Here is a 13309-nt window from a genome sequence, read left to right on the forward strand (position 1 = left end):
GCAGATCCATGAATGGTCTTTCCATCAAGAAGCAGCTGTCGTTCGCCTTCGCCGCGCTGGTCGCGGTGGTGATGCTGGTCAGCGCCGTCGCGCTGCGAGGCCTCGCCGCCGCGGATGCACGGTTCGCCGGGTTCGTGCACGGCATCGATGAGCGGGAATCGATGGCCGTCGACGTGCGCATCGCCGCCAACCGCCGCGCCATCGGCGTGCGGGACATGGTGATCGTCAAGGAGGCGGCGGACGTCGAGTCCGCCCGAAAGATGGCCCTCGACGCCCACTCGGCGATCGGCGAGCACCTGCGCAAGCTCAAGGACGCGGTGGCCGCCGCGCCCGAAGCCAGCCCCCGCGAACGCGAGTTGGTCGCGCGTCTCCTGGAGGTGGAGGGGCGTTATGGCCCGGTCGCGGCGAACATCGTCGAGCTGGCGTCCTCCGGCCGGCGCGACGAGGCGATGACCGCCATGACCCGTGACTGCCGCCCGCTGCTGGCGGCGCTGCTGGCCGCCACACGCGAGTACGTCGACTTCGCCGCCCGTGCGGCCGACGAGGAGATCGCCGCGTCCACCGCCCAGTACCAGGCGCAGCGCTGGTGGCTGACGCTGCTCAGCCTCGCCGCCGTGGCGGCCGCCTGCGGCCTGGGCTGGCTGATCACGCGCCGCCTGATGAGCGCGCTCGGCACCGAGCCGGCGCAACTGGCCGACGCCGCCCGCCGCATCGCCGACGGCGACCTGCGTCCGGTCGAAGGCGCCGCGCAAGCGCCGGCGGCCAGCGTGCTCGCCTCGATGGGGGCGATGCAGGGTCAACTGCTCGCGCTGATCGGCCAGGTGCGGGGCTCCGCCGAGCAGATCGCCGACGCCAGCACCCGCATCGCGCAGGGCAACAACGACCTGTCGTCGCGGACCGAGGAACAGGCCGCGGCGCTCGAGGAGACCGCCGCCTCGATGGAGCAGCTCAGCGCCACGGTGCGCCAGAACGCCGACAACGCCCAGCAGGCCAACCAGCGGGCGCGCGAGGCCAGCGAGGTCGCGACCCGCGGCGGCGAGGTCGTGGGCCAGGTGGTCGACACGATGCGTGGCATCCACGAGAGCAGCCGCCGCATCGCCGACATCATCGGCGTCATCGACGGCATCGCGTTCCAGACCAACATCCTGGCCCTCAACGCCGCGGTCGAGGCCGCCCGCGCCGGCGAGCAGGGCCGCGGCTTCGCCGTCGTCGCCGCCGAGGTCCGCAGCCTGGCGAGCCGCTCGGCCGGTGCCGCCAAGGAGATCAAGCAGCTCATCGGCGACAGCGTCGCCCGCGTCGAGTTGGGCAGCGGGCTGGTCGACCAGGCCGGCGCCACGATGACCGAGGTGGTCGGCGCGATCCGGCAGGTGTCGGACATCGTCGGCGAGATCAGCGCCGCCAGCGTCGAGCAGAGCGCCGGCGTCGCCCAGATTGGTGAAGCCATCACGCAGATGGACCGCGCCACGCAGCAGAACGCCGCGATGGTCGAGGAGAGCGCCGCCGCGGCGGACAGCATGAAGCGCCAGGCGATCGACATGGTCGGCGCGGTCGCGGTGTTCCGCACCGATGGGCAGTCGCCGCTCTCCGCGCAGCCCGTGCAGGCAGTGCAGCGGGACGGGCAGGAAAAGCCGGCCTGGCAGGACCGCCAAGTGCGGCTTGGCCACCAGTTCCCGCAGGCGATGCAGATGCCGCGAGCTATCGAGGCGAGCCGTCCTGCGGCCATCACGTCGCCGGCGCCCGCGTTGCGCCGCGACAACCCGCGCGCCGAGCCGGCACGGGCAGCCCCGGTGACGTCGTGGGTGCCACGCAAGCCCGCCTCCGCACCTGCACCCGCACCCGTGGCGGCGGCGAACGCGGTCATCCGTGTCGTGGCCGCCACGGCGACCCCGGCGAGACGGGGCGCGCCGGCGCCCGAGTTGCTGGTGGTGCCGACGAGACCGGCCTCTCGCAAGATCGCCGAGCCGGTCCTCGCCGGTGACGACGACTGGACGAGCTTCTGACCGGCGAGCCCGCCCTCGCGTGGCGCGAGCCAGAGCGATCGCGGCCGGCTCTGCGACCTCTCAGGCGAGCGCGACCATGCTCGGCGTGAGCCGCAGCCCGCGAGTTGCAGCCCCGCATGCAGCGGCCCGCGAGTTGCAGCCCCGCAGGCACCGGCCCGCGAGTTGCAGCCCCGCAGGCACCGGCCCGAGAGCCGTTAGCGCCTCGGGACTTTCCTGTCCCGAAAGCAAAGGATGCCGTCGGCGGCCGGGCGTGACTATGCTGCCCGCACCGCCGCGGTGCCTGCCGCCGAGGAGACGCCCATGCCGGCCGCCCATTCCGCCAGTCCGCTGGTCCGCATCGATTACCCCCACATCGCCCGGCGCGAGATGCTGGCCTTCCTGCCGCCGGACTGCCTGCGGGTGCTCGACGTCGGCTGCAACACCGGCGCGTTCGGCGAGGCGGTCAAGACGGCGCGCCCCGGCACCGAGGTCTGGGGCGTGGAGCCCGACGCCGGCGCCGCCGAGCGCGCCGGCCAGCACCTGGACCGCGTGCTGCAAGGTTACTTCGACCCGACGCTGCCGCTGCCCGAGGCGCATTTCCACGCCATCGTCTTCAACGACGTGCTCGAGCACATGTCCGACCCTTGGGCCGCGCTGAACCACGCCGCGCCGCTGCTGGCGCCCGGCGGCGTGGTCCTGGCCTCGCTGCCCAACCTGCTGCACCTGGACACGATCTGGCCGCTGCTGCACGACCGCGACTTCCGCTACGAGCGCTGCGGCGTCCGCGACCGCACCCACCTGCGCTTCTTCACTCGCACCAGCGCGATGAGGATGTTCGACGAGTGCGGCTACGAGGTGCTCAGCGTGCAGGGCATCAACGAGCAGTGGTACACGCCGTCGATCAAGCGGCGGCTGGCCTTCCGGCTGTTCGGGCGGCAGCTGGAGGAGACGAAGTACGTGCAGTTCGCCTTCGTCGCCCGGCCGGCGCCGCAGCGGCTGGCGTCCTGAGCCGGCGGGGCGCGCGGCGTTCGCGCTATCGCCCAATCGCCCCACCGCCGACCGGAGTCCTCGCCAGCCGCGACAATGCGCCGCATGCGCGCCCTGATCGATCTGCTGATCCAGCACGACTTCCTGCTCGTCTTCCTCGTGACGCTGGCCGCGCGCATCGGCGCGCCGCTGCCGGCGGCGCCGCTGCTGGTGGTGGCCGGGGGGCTGGCGGCGGCGGGGCGGCTGTCGGCGCTGTCGCTGGTCGTGGCCGCGGTGCTGGCCAACGTGCTGGGCGACGCGATCTGGTTCATCGCCGGGCGCACCCATGGCCACCGCGTGCTGCGGCTGCTGTGCCGCGTCTCGCTGTCGCCGGACGTCTGCGTGCGCCAGAGCGAGAGCCTGATCGCGCGCTGGGGCGGCAGCTCGCTGCTGGCGGCCAAGTTCCTGCCCGGCATCTCGGTGGTCGCCGCGCCGATGGCCGGCGCGCTGGGCATGGGCTGGCGGCGCTTCGTCGCCTACGACGCCGTCGCCGGCCTGGTGTGGACGCTGTGTTTCCTCGGCCTGGGCCTGGTCTTCAGCGACCAGATCCAGGACGTGCTGGACGCGCTGTCCAACGCCGGCCTGCTGGCGCTGGCGGCGCTCGGCGCGGTGCTGTTGCTGCTGGTGGGCAACCGCTGGCGCCGTCGCCGCCAGATGGCGCGGCTGCAGGGTGAGGTCGAACGCATCAGCGTCGAGGACGCCGCCGCGCTGGTCGACCAGGACATGGCGCCGCTGTTCATCGACGTGCGCAGCGACCCCGGTCGCGCCGCCGATCCGCGCACGCTGCCCGGCGCGCTCAACATCCCGCTGACGCGCCTGCCCGACTACGCCGACCAGCTGCCCCATGACCGCCTGCTGGTCCTTTATTGCAACTGCCCGAACGAGATTTCCGCGGTGCAGGGCGCCCACGAGCTGCTCCAGCGCGGCCATGCGCGGGTGCTGGCGCTGGACGGCGGCCTGGACGGCTGGCATGCGCTGCAGCGCCGCCGCGGCCGGGATCGCGGCGACAGCGGCGACGGCGATGCGGTCGACCCGCCGTCCTCGTCCGCGCCGACCGCCGCGCCGGCTGTCCCCTGATCTGAGGAGGGACGACGGCCGGGGCTGGCGCGCCGCTTGCATACTCGCCCCCATGACCGTCGCTGCCCTGCCTGCCGCCGTCCCGGTGCTCGCGCCGACCATCCTCGATCTGGAAGCCTCGGGCTTCGGTCGCGGCAGCTATCCGATCGAGATCGGCTTCGTCGAGCCGGGCGGGCTGCCGTTCTGCTCGCTGATCCAGCCGGCGCCCGAGTGGTCGCACTGGGACGAGCAGGCCGAGGCGCTGCACGGCATCTCCCGCGAGCTGCTGCTGCGTCATGGCCGGCCGCGCGAGTGGGTCGCGGACGAACTCAACCGGCGCCTGGCCGGGCAGACGGTCTATTCGGACAGCTGGGGCCACGACTACAGCTGGCTGTCCAAGCTCTTCGACAGCGCCGGGCGGCTGCCGCGCTTCCGTCTCGAGGACCTACGCCGGCTGCTGTCCGAGGACGAGGCCGGCCGCTGGAACGCGGTGCAGCAGGAAGTACGCGCCGAGGCGCAATTGCGCCGTCACCGCGCCAGCGCCGACGCCAAGGTGCTGCAGATGACGCTGATGCGCCTGAAACACGGCGCCGCGACGCCGACGGCGGGCCTGAACGGCCGCGATCCCTCCGACTTCGGCCAATGCGGCTGAGCCCGCTCCTCGGCGGTCAGCCCCGGCTTGCGGGCGGCGTCTCGCCGGACGGCCCGAGCCGGTCGGCGCAGAGGCTGCCGTTGGACCGTCCCCGGCCCGCGCGCTTGGCGCGGTAGAGCGCCTCGTCGGCGCGGGTGACGAGGTCGTCGATGTCGGCCTGCCGGGCCCATTCAACGCAGAAACCGACGCTCGTGCCGATGTGGAGCTCCAGCGCCCCGATGCGGAACGGCATCGTCAGCGCATGCACCAGCTTGTCGGCGACCACCTGCGCGTCGACGGGCCGGGCGACGTGGGTCAGGAACACCGCGAATTCGTCGCCGCCGAGGCGGGCGACCAGGTCCTGCGGCCGCAGCGCATGCCGCAGCCGCCCGGCGACAGCCTTGAGCAGCGCGTCGCCGACCGGATGGCCGTGCTCGTCGTTGACCGGCTTGAAGCGGTCCAGGTCCAGGTAGAGCAGCGCCACCAGCTCGTCGCGGTCGACCGCCCGGCCCAGCGCGGCGTGCACCTGCGACGCGAAGCCGGCCCGGTTGAGCAGTTCGGTCAGCGGGTCGGTGTTGGAGGCGCGCAGCAGTCGCAGCTGTTCCTGCTTCACGTCAGTCACGTCGCGCGCCACGCCGTAGGCGCCGAGGATGGTGCCGTCGTCGTTGAGCAGCGGCGCATAGGTGAGCTCGACGTAGCGGGTCTCGCCGCGATCGTCGCCGTCCAGCGGCATGGGCCGGCTGACGCCGTCGTCGTCGCGCATCTCCACCACGCTGGTCTCGCCCGCGAAAGCGCGCTGGATCAGCGGCTGCACCGCCGGGTAGAGCTCGTCGAAAACCTCGGACGCATGCCGGCCCAGCCAGGACCGCTCCGGGATGTCGAAGCGGCGCTCGAAGGCCTTGTTGCAGAACAGCACCCGTTCGTCGGTGTCGACGGCCAACATCATGACGTTGACGCTCTGCGCCATCGCGCCCATGACGGCCTGGCTGCGTTCGCGCTCGCGGCGTGCGGCCAGCTCGGCGCTGATGTCGGCGAGGGTGCCGGCATGGGCGACGATGCGGTCGCCCAGCCGCATTGGCCGCATCCGCAGCCGCACCAGCAGCGCGCTGCCATCGCGGCGGATGAGCTGGTGCACGCGGTCCACCGGCTCGCCGCGCGCGACCAGCGCCGCCCATTGCGCGCGCGTGGGCTCGCGCTCGGCCGCCGGCAGCCGCTCCAGCCAGCCCCAGGCGAGCGCGTCGCGGTCGACCTCCAGCAGACGCAGGTAGGTCTCGTTGGCGTAGACGGTGCGGCCGCCGAGGTCGCAGCGGAACAGCCCCATCGGCGAGGCGTCGGCGGTGGCCTCGCTCTCCGCCTCGCGCAGCCGCGCGCGCTGCTGCAGCCGGGTGAACCAGGCCATCAGCCCGACCGCGATGGCGCTGATGACGACCGAGAAGACCAGCACCGCGCGGCGCTGCTGCAGGTAGCCGGCGAGGATGCGGTCGCGCTCGAAGGAGACGAACAGGCGCAGCGGATAGTCCTGCAGCACGCGGTAGGAGACGATGCGCTCGCGGCCGTCGGCGGGGCTGCGGGTCACGATGAACTGGCCGCTCGCCGGCGGGTTGGGCGGCACCACCTCGTCGCCGGGCACCTCGCGCAGGTTGCTGCCGATCAGTCCCGGCACCTCCGGCCAGCGCGCCATCGCGATGCCGTCGTCGCGTTCCAGCAGCACGGCCATGCCCGAGCGCATCGAGCGCGCGCGGTAGCTGCGCAGCAGCGCTTCCAAATCAATGAAGCCGACGGTGGCGGTGAAGGGGCCGGCGGGCGCGCTCAGCCGGGTGGCCATCGGCATCACGAAGTGGGCACCCGGTCGCAGCCGCAGCGGCGCGCCGACGATGACGCTGGGCCCGCCGGGCCGGCCCAGTTCCGACAGGAAGCTCTTGGGGCCGAGGTCCACGTAAGGCTCACCGGTCACCGAGGGGATGCGCCACAGGCGGCCCTCGGGGCTGGCCAGCATCACGTCGGTCAGGCCGCGCGAGTTGTCGCGCAGCGAGTCGGCCAGCAGCGACACCGTCGCGTCCAGGTCCTGCCGCTCGTTGCGGCGCGTCATCAGCAGCAGGTCCAGCGTGCGCAGGCTGCCCTCGGTCTCGCGCAGCAGCTGCTCGGTGTCCTGCGCGGCGTTGAGGGCGATCGCATGCAGGTCCTGCTGGAGGTCCTCGACCAGCGAGCGCGGATACAGCAGCGCGAACCACAGCACCAGCGCCCACATCACCACCAGCACCAGGCCCAGCGCGAGGAAAGGGCCGTAGACCAGCAGGCGCCGCATCCGCAGGCGCTCGGCGACCGACTGGCTGAACAGGGAGGGAGCCATCCGCGGCATTTTGGACGCGCGGCGCCGGGGTTCAAACGCTCAGAAAGGGGGCACCGGCGGCCCTGTTCGGGGCCCGTCCGGCACATGGCTGCCGGGGTCGTCGCGAGCCAGTTCCGCGAGGCATTTCAGGCACAGGCATTGCCCGGGCCAGCGCGCCGCCAGGTCGCGCTTCAGTTCCTCCCCCAGGCGCGTGCCGAAGCACGCGCACCAGCCGTCCTCGACACCGCAATGGAAACCGCCGCCGCAGCGCGGGCAGGCGGTGTTGTCGGGGAGCGGTGGGGGCGTGCTCATGGGGCGGGATTGTCGGCCGATGTCAGCCGAACAGCGCCCGATGCCGGTCCCGCAGCAGGTTCTTCTGCACCTTGCCCATCGCGTTGCGCGGCAGCTCGGTCTCGACGAACACCCGCTTGGGGACCTTGAACCCGGCGATGCGGTCCTTCAGCGACGCGATCAGGGTCGCGCCGTCCAGCGCGGCGCCGGCGCGCGGCACGACCACCGCGATCACGCCCTCGCCGAAGTCCGGGTGCGGCACGCCCACCACCGCGGACTCGGCCACGCCCGGCAATTCGTTGAGCCAGCCCTCGATCTCGGCCGGGTAGACGTTGTAGCCGCCGCTGATGATCAGGTCCTTGCTGCGGCCGACGATCGTCACGTAGCCCTGCTCGTCGCGGCGGCCGACGTCGCCGGTCTTGAACCAGCCGTCGGCGGTGAACTCCTCCTTCGTCTTCTCCGGCATGCGCCAGTAGCCGGCGAAGACATTCGGCCCGCGGACCTGGATGTGGCCGATCTCGCCCTCGCCGGTGCTGGGGCAGGGCGCGCCGGCGTCATCGACGACGCGCAGGCCGACGCCCGGCAAGGGGAAGCCCACCGTGCCGCCGCGGCGCGGGCCGTCCTCGGCCCGGTAGGGGTTGGAGGTCAGCATGACGGTCTCGCTCATGCCGTAGCGCTCCAGGATGGTGTGGCCGGTGCGGCGCTGCCATTCCTGGAAAGTCTCGATCAGCAGCGGCGCCGAGCCGCTGATGAAGAGCCGCATCCGCGCGCAGGCGTCCGCGGTCAGCGTGGCCTGCTCGAGCAGGCGCACGTACAGCGTCGGCACGCCCATGAACAGCGTCGCGTCGGACAGGCGCGCGATGACGGCGCGCGGCTCGAAGCGGTTGAACCAGAGCATGCGCGCGCCGGCCAGCAGCGCGCCGTGCGACGCGACGAACAGGCCGTGCACATGGAAGATCGGCAGCGCATGGATCAGCACGTCGTCCGCCTGCCAGCCCCAGGCATGGCGCAGCACCTCGGCGTTGGACAGCAGGTTGCCGTGGCTGAGCATCGCGCCCTTGCTGCGCCCGGTCGTGCCGCTGGTGTAGAGGATGGCGGCCAGGTCGTCCGGCTGCTTCGCCGCCACCTGGTGGCTGTCGGGCATCTGCACCGCGCGGTCCAGCAGCGTGCCGCTGCGGTCCTCGTTGAGGGTGAACACCCAGGGCACCTTGGCCTGGAAGGCCAGCTTGCTGATCCAGCCGAAGTGCTTGCCCGCGCAGACCACCACGGCCGGTTCCGCGTTGCCGATGAAGTACTCGAGCTCGGCCGCCTGGTAGCCGGTGTTCAGCGGCAGGTAGACATAACCGGCGCGCAGCACCGCGAGGTAGAGCAGCAGCGCCTCGACGCTCTTCTCGGTCTGCACCGCGACGCGGCTGCCGGCGGGCAGGTCCAGCGAGTCCAGCAGGTTGGCGATCATCGCCGTGGCGCGGTCGATGTCGCGCCAGCTGTAGCGCTGGCCGGCATCGGGGCCGTCGGCCAGTTCGATGGCGCAGGCGTCCAGGTCGTCGGAGAAGTTCGCGCGCAGTGCCGCGAAGAGATTGGCGTTGGGTGTCATGTCCGTCGGCGGGAGTCAGGCAGGAAGCATCAATCCAGTTTCGCACCGGAGCGCTTGACCACGTCGGCCCAGCGCACCACCTCGCCATGCACGTACTTGCCGAAGGCGTCGCCGTAGAGGTTGGGCATCTCGGTGCCCAGGCCGGTCCAGATCGTCTTGAGCTCCTCGGTGGCGAAGGCCTTGCGCAGCTCGGCCTGCATCGCGGCGACCGCCTCCTTGGGCGTGCCCTTGGGCGCCCACAGGCCGTACCAGGTCGAGACTTGGTATTGCGGAATGCCGGCCTCGACGGCGCTGGGGATGTCGGGGAAACCGGGCGCGCGTTTGGCCGAGGCCACCGCCAGCGCCTTGATGCGGCCGCCGCGGATGTGGGCCGCCGACGAGCCCAGGCCGTCGAACATCAGGTCGACCTGGCCCGCCATCAGGTCCTGCAGCGCCGGACCGGCGCCGCGGTAGGGAATGTGGGTGATGAAGGTCTGCGTCTGCAGCTTGAAGAGCTCGCCCGCCAGGTGGTGCGAGGTGCCGTTGCCGGCCGAGCCGTAGTTCAGCTTGCCGGGGTTCTTCTTCAGCAGGTCCAGCAGGCCCTTCACGTCGGTCGCCTGGACCTTGCCCGGGTTGATCACGATCACCTGCGGCACGCTGGAAACCAGGCCGACGGGGACGAAGTCCTCCTCCAGCTTGTACTCGAGCTTCGGATACATGGCCGGCGCGATCGCGTGGTGGACCGCGCCCATGAAGAAGGTGTAGCCGTCGGGCGCGGCCTTCGAGGCGAGCGTCGCGCCGACGGTGCCGCCGGCACCGCCCTTGTTGTCGATGATGAACTGCTTGCCGGTCTGCTTGGTCAGCACCGCGGTCAGCGGCCGCGCGAAGGCGTCGGTGCCGCCGCCGGCTGGGAAGGGCACGACGATGGTGACCGGCCGGCTCGGCCAGGCGCCCTGCGCGAAGGCCGACGGCGCGAACGCGGCACCGAAGGCGCCCGCGCCGACGGCGGCCAGGGTGGCGGCGCCGAGCACGCGGCGGCGGGACGGGGAAGTCGAAGTCATGGCGGTCTCCTCTGGGCCTCTGCGGGCGTTGGTGTCGTGATGAAGGGCAGGCGATGGGGGGAAATCGGGATGTGGCATCGGTGGGGGACGGCGCGGCGCCGGCTCACAGCAGTCCGCTGACGGCGCGCGCGGTGGCGATCTCCCCTTGGATGAAGGCTTCGTGGTGCTCCTCGATCCGGTCCAGGTCGTACAGGTAATTGACCATCATCCCGTGCGACTGTTTCAGCCCCTTGGCGGAGCGGTCGCCCCCGGGGTTCAGGCGCTCGAGCCGCGCGCCGTTGTCCAGGTGGAAGCGCGCGACCGGATCGCCGCCGGGCAGCGGCGTCTGGCCGATCAGGTAGACGGCGGCGAGCTGGCGCAGGTCGGCCTGCAGCGCCTCGTCCTCGAGCGCGGCCGGCCCCGCGAGCGCCGCGGCCGTGTGGTGCCGCAGGCGCTCGAGCGCCTGCGCGGCGCGCTCGCGCTGCGCCGGCTTGAGGCCCGCCAGCTCCTCCAGCGACGACAGGCCCTGCAGCCAGGCGGCGAAGCCGGGCAGCGGCGACAGCGTGCAGAACTGCTTGATCCGCGGCAGCTCGCGCTTGAGGTGCTCGGCGACGCGCTTGATCAGGAAGTTGCCCAGCGACACGCCGCGCAGGCCCGGCTCGCAGTTGCTGATCGAGTAGAAGACGGCGGTCTTGTAGCTGCTGGCCGGCAGCGGCTCGGCGCGCTTGGCGATCAGCGGCGCGATCGCGTCCGGCATGTCCGCCAGCAGCGCGACCTCGACGAAGATCAGCGGCTCGCTGGGCAGCTGCGGATGGAAGAAGGCGAACAGCCGCCGGTCCGGCAGCAGGCGCCGGCGCAGGTCGTCCCAGCCATCGATCGCATGCACCGCCTCGTGGTGGATGACCTGCTCCAGCAGCCGCGCGGGCGAGTTCCAGTCCACCTGCCGCATCTCCAGGAAGCCTGGGTTGAACCAGGAGGACAGCAGGTGCAGCAGGTCGGCGTCGACCATGCGCCAGTCGGGATGGGCCTTGAGGCCCTCCAGCAGCCGGCGCCGCATCCGCACCAGGGTGCCGGTGCCGCCCGGCGCCCGGTTCAGGCGCCGGAACAGCTCCTGCCGGGGCGGCTCGCTGAGCTCGGTGAGCGCGCGCAGCGTCTCGGTGCCGGGCGCGTCGGCGTAGGCCTGCGCGGCGCGCAGCACGGCGGCCGGCTCGGGATTGAAATCGGCGGCCAGCTTGTCGAAGACGGCCGGCCAGGCGGGCGCGGCCAGCGCGCCCATGCGGCCGATCAGGTCCTGCGCCAGGCCCAGGCTGTTGGCCTGGCCGCGCTCGGACAGGAGCTTGCGCGCCAAGGCCAGCACCTGCCTTGCCGCGCGCGCCGAAGTCCAGGAGTCCACGATGGCCATGAGGGCGGTTTATAGCTGGATCGGCCGCGACGCGGGCAGGCCGCCGCCTCAGGGAATCCCCAGGGCGGGCGTGCGGGTGGGATGGCCCTCGCACCGCCGGGCCGGCTGCTACATTGCCTCGCATCAGATCCGAGGCGGCCCCGCGCGGTGGCGGCTCGACCCGGACACGGCCCCGGAAACGGCCCCGAACACGGCCCCGGACAGGGCCCCGGACAGGGCCCGGACGCTTCGCCCAGGAGCGGCCTGGGTGCAGCCAAGGAGACAAGCCATGAACGACATTCCGCAGGATGCCGACGCGGTGTTGCGGCTGGCGGCGCAGTCGATGTTCGACGTGCTGGCCAGCACGGCCCAGGGCGCGATGGTGGTGAACCGCGCGCACCGCGTCGTCTGGATCAGCGAGGGCTACAAGCGCTTCCTGCCGGCGCTGGGCTTCCGCGACGAGTCCGAGTTCGTCGGCCGCCGCGTCGAGGAGGTCGTGCCCAACACGCTGATGGCGCAGGTCATCGACACCGGCCAGCCCATCCTGGTGGACCTGCTGACCAACAAGGCGGGCACCTTCCTCGTCAGCCGGCTGCCGCTGCGCGGCCCGGGCGGCGAGGTGATCGGCGCGATGGGCATGGTGCTGCTCGACCATCCCGAGACGACGATGCAGCCGCTGATGAACAAGTTCGCCTGCCTCCAGGCGGAGCTCGACGAGACCCGCCGCCAGCTGGCCGCCGAGCAGTCGCGCAACCGCCGGCCCAAGCACCGCATCATCGACTTCGTCGGCGCGAGCCCCGCGGCGGTCGAGGTCAAGCGGCAGGCGCGCCGCGTCGCGCAGGCCGATGCGACGGTGCTGCTGCTGGGCGAGACCGGCACCGGCAAGGAGCTGCTGGCGCATGCGATCCACGCCGCCTCGCGGCGGGCGGGCAAGCCGCTGGTGTCGGTCAACATCGCCGCCGTGCCGGAGACGCTGCTGGAGGCCGAGTTCTTCGGCGTCGCGCCCGGCGCGTACACCGGCGCCGAGCGCAAGGGACGCGACGGCAAGTTCCGGCTGGCCGATGGCGGCACGCTCTTCCTCGACGAGATCGGCGACATGCCGCCCGCCTTGCAGGCCAAGCTGCTGCGCGTGCTGCAGGAGCAGGAGCTCGAGCCGCTGGGCAGCAACGAGGTGGTCAAGGTCGACGTGCGCGTCATCGCCGCCACCAGCCGCGACCTCGAGGCCATGGTGCGGCGCGGGGAATTCCGTGCCGACCTGTTCTACCGGCTCCATGTGCTGCCGATCCGCCTGCCGTCGCTGCGCGAGCGGGCCGAGGACATCGAATCGCTGGTCGAGGTGCTGCTCGAGGACATCGCCCGCCGCGGCGGGCTGGCGCCGAAGACGCTGACCCCCGCGGCGCTGCGCGCGCTGACGGCGCGGCCGTGGCCGGGCAATGTCCGCGAACTGCGCAACGCGCTGGAGCAGGCCTTCCTGATGAGCGACGAGGCGCAGCTGGAGCCGCGCCACTTCGGCCTGAGGGATCCCGGCGTGCCGATGCCATGCCCGCTGGGCGCGGGGCTCGCGCGCGGGATCGCCGCGATGCCCGAGCCCCCGGCGGGCTCGCCGGCGGCGACGGCCTTCCACCGGACGCCGGGTGGCGAGCCACAAGCGACCTGGGCGCACGACCGGATCGAGGACGGGGCGTTCATGCCGGCGTCGATGGCGGCGTCCGGTCCCGCCGCGACGCTGCCGGCCCGCAAGGCCGAGCTGGAGCGTGCCGCCATCGCGCAGGCGCTGCGCCGCACCAACGGCAACCGCATGGCGGCGGCGCGCCTGTTGGCGATCTCCCGCGCCACGCTCTACGAGAAGCTCGCCAAGTACCCGGAACTGGCTTCAGGCTGACGCGTACGCCTGCACCCCGGCGCGAGCCCGGCGCCACATCGTCACGTTTGGGCCGTGTTCATGGGCTTCATCGAGGGTTCGAGGGCTTGCCGCGCGCGGGGCGCATGCGCATATTGCAGGG

At 72.4% G+C, this 13309-nt stretch carries 10 protein-coding genes; 5 read left to right on the plus strand and 5 right to left on the minus strand.

Translation table 11 applies throughout. The annotated features are described in order from the left end of the window. Window positions 1–8 precede the first annotated feature (8 nt). The 4 genes from BM393_RS26335 to BM393_RS01205 all read left to right on the plus strand — a co-directional run bounded on the left by BM393_RS26335 (window position 9) and on the right by BM393_RS01205 (window position 4713). On the plus strand, window positions 9–2000 hold the full coding sequence (locus BM393_RS26335) for a methyl-accepting chemotaxis protein (RefSeq protein WP_091720467.1): 1992 nt from the start codon (window positions 9–11) through the stop codon (window positions 1998–2000). Window positions 2001–2300: 300 nt separating this feature from the next. Continuing rightward, on the plus strand, window positions 2301–2987 hold the full coding sequence (locus tag BM393_RS01195; protein WP_217648367.1) for a bifunctional 2-polyprenyl-6-hydroxyphenol methylase/3-demethylubiquinol 3-O-methyltransferase UbiG: 687 nt from the start codon (window positions 2301–2303) through the stop codon (window positions 2985–2987). Window positions 2988–3071: 84 nt separating this feature from the next. Further along, window positions 3072–4082 carry a VTT domain-containing protein gene (locus BM393_RS01200; protein ID WP_091720471.1) on the plus strand — a complete coding sequence of 337 codons (1011 nt, stop codon included), beginning with the start codon at window positions 3072–3074 and terminating at the stop codon, window positions 4080–4082. A gap of 52 nt (window positions 4083–4134) precedes the next feature. Continuing rightward, the gene (locus BM393_RS01205; RefSeq protein ID WP_091720474.1) at window positions 4135–4713 is read left to right on the plus strand and encodes a hypothetical protein; all 579 of its coding nucleotides are present in this window, start codon (window positions 4135–4137) and stop codon (window positions 4711–4713) included. Between the two features lie 16 nt (window positions 4714–4729). Here the strand turns inward: BM393_RS01205 and BM393_RS01210 are convergent, their stop codons facing one another. From BM393_RS01210 to BM393_RS01230, 5 genes are all read right to left on the minus strand, one after another. Continuing rightward, on the minus strand, window positions 4730–7042 hold the full coding sequence (locus BM393_RS01210) for a diguanylate cyclase domain-containing protein (protein ID WP_091720477.1): 2313 nt from the start codon (window positions 7040–7042) through the stop codon (window positions 4730–4732). A gap of 39 nt (window positions 7043–7081) precedes the next feature. Next, window positions 7082–7333, minus strand: coding sequence for a cysteine-rich CWC family protein (locus BM393_RS01215; RefSeq protein WP_091720480.1), 252 nt, complete (start codon window positions 7331–7333; stop codon window positions 7082–7084). A gap of 22 nt (window positions 7334–7355) precedes the next feature. Next, window positions 7356–8906, minus strand: coding sequence for a malonyl-CoA synthase (locus tag BM393_RS01220; protein ID WP_091720483.1), 1551 nt, complete (start codon window positions 8904–8906; stop codon window positions 7356–7358). A 29-nt stretch (window positions 8907–8935) separates the two neighbouring features. Then, window positions 8936–9946, minus strand: a complete 1011-nt coding sequence (locus tag BM393_RS01225; protein WP_091720485.1) for a tripartite tricarboxylate transporter substrate binding protein — start codon at window positions 9944–9946, stop codon at window positions 8936–8938. A 103-nt stretch (window positions 9947–10049) separates the two neighbouring features. Next, entirely contained in the window at window positions 10050–11327 is a 1278-nt protein-coding gene (locus BM393_RS01230) for a malonyl-CoA decarboxylase domain-containing protein (RefSeq protein WP_091720488.1), read from the minus strand. A 268-nt stretch (window positions 11328–11595) separates the two neighbouring features. Here BM393_RS01230 and BM393_RS01235 point away from each other — a divergent pair, with 268 nt between their 5' ends. Then, on the plus strand, window positions 11596–13188 hold the full coding sequence (locus BM393_RS01235) for a sigma-54-dependent Fis family transcriptional regulator (RefSeq protein ID WP_091720491.1): 1593 nt from the start codon (window positions 11596–11598) through the stop codon (window positions 13186–13188). The last annotated feature ends 121 nt before the right edge of the window (window positions 13189–13309 follow it).

It is taken from the genome of Mitsuaria sp. PDC51 (assembly GCF_900113225.1).
Lineage (GTDB): Bacteria > Pseudomonadota > Gammaproteobacteria > Burkholderiales > Burkholderiaceae_C > Roseateles.

What these genes read in the sequence shown, in the direction of transcription:
- BM393_RS26335 (WP_091720467.1), top strand. Translation starts at nt 9, where the DNA reads ATGAATGGTCTTTCCATCAAGAAGCAGCTGTCGTTCGCCTTCGCCGCG.
- BM393_RS01195 (WP_217648367.1), top strand. Translation starts at nt 2,301, where the DNA reads ATGCCGGCCGCCCATTCCGCCAGTCCGCTGGTCCGCATCGATTACCCC.
- BM393_RS01200 (WP_091720471.1), top strand. Translation starts at nt 3,072, where the DNA reads ATGCGCGCCCTGATCGATCTGCTGATCCAGCACGACTTCCTGCTCGTC.
- BM393_RS01205 (WP_091720474.1), top strand. Translation starts at nt 4,135, where the DNA reads ATGACCGTCGCTGCCCTGCCTGCCGCCGTCCCGGTGCTCGCGCCGACC.
- BM393_RS01210 (WP_091720477.1), bottom strand. Translation starts at nt 7,042, where the DNA reads ATGGCTCCCTCCCTGTTCAGCCAGTCGGTCGCCGAGCGCCTGCGGATG.
- BM393_RS01215 (WP_091720480.1), bottom strand. Translation starts at nt 7,333, where the DNA reads ATGAGCACGCCCCCACCGCTCCCCGACAACACCGCCTGCCCGCGCTGC.
- BM393_RS01220 (WP_091720483.1), bottom strand. Translation starts at nt 8,906, where the DNA reads ATGACACCCAACGCCAATCTCTTCGCGGCACTGCGCGCGAACTTCTCC.
- BM393_RS01225 (WP_091720485.1), bottom strand. Translation starts at nt 9,946, where the DNA reads ATGACTTCGACTTCCCCGTCCCGCCGCCGCGTGCTCGGCGCCGCCACC.
- BM393_RS01230 (WP_091720488.1), bottom strand. Translation starts at nt 11,327, where the DNA reads ATGGCCATCGTGGACTCCTGGACTTCGGCGCGCGCGGCAAGGCAGGTG.
- BM393_RS01235 (WP_091720491.1), top strand. Translation starts at nt 11,596, where the DNA reads ATGAACGACATTCCGCAGGATGCCGACGCGGTGTTGCGGCTGGCGGCG.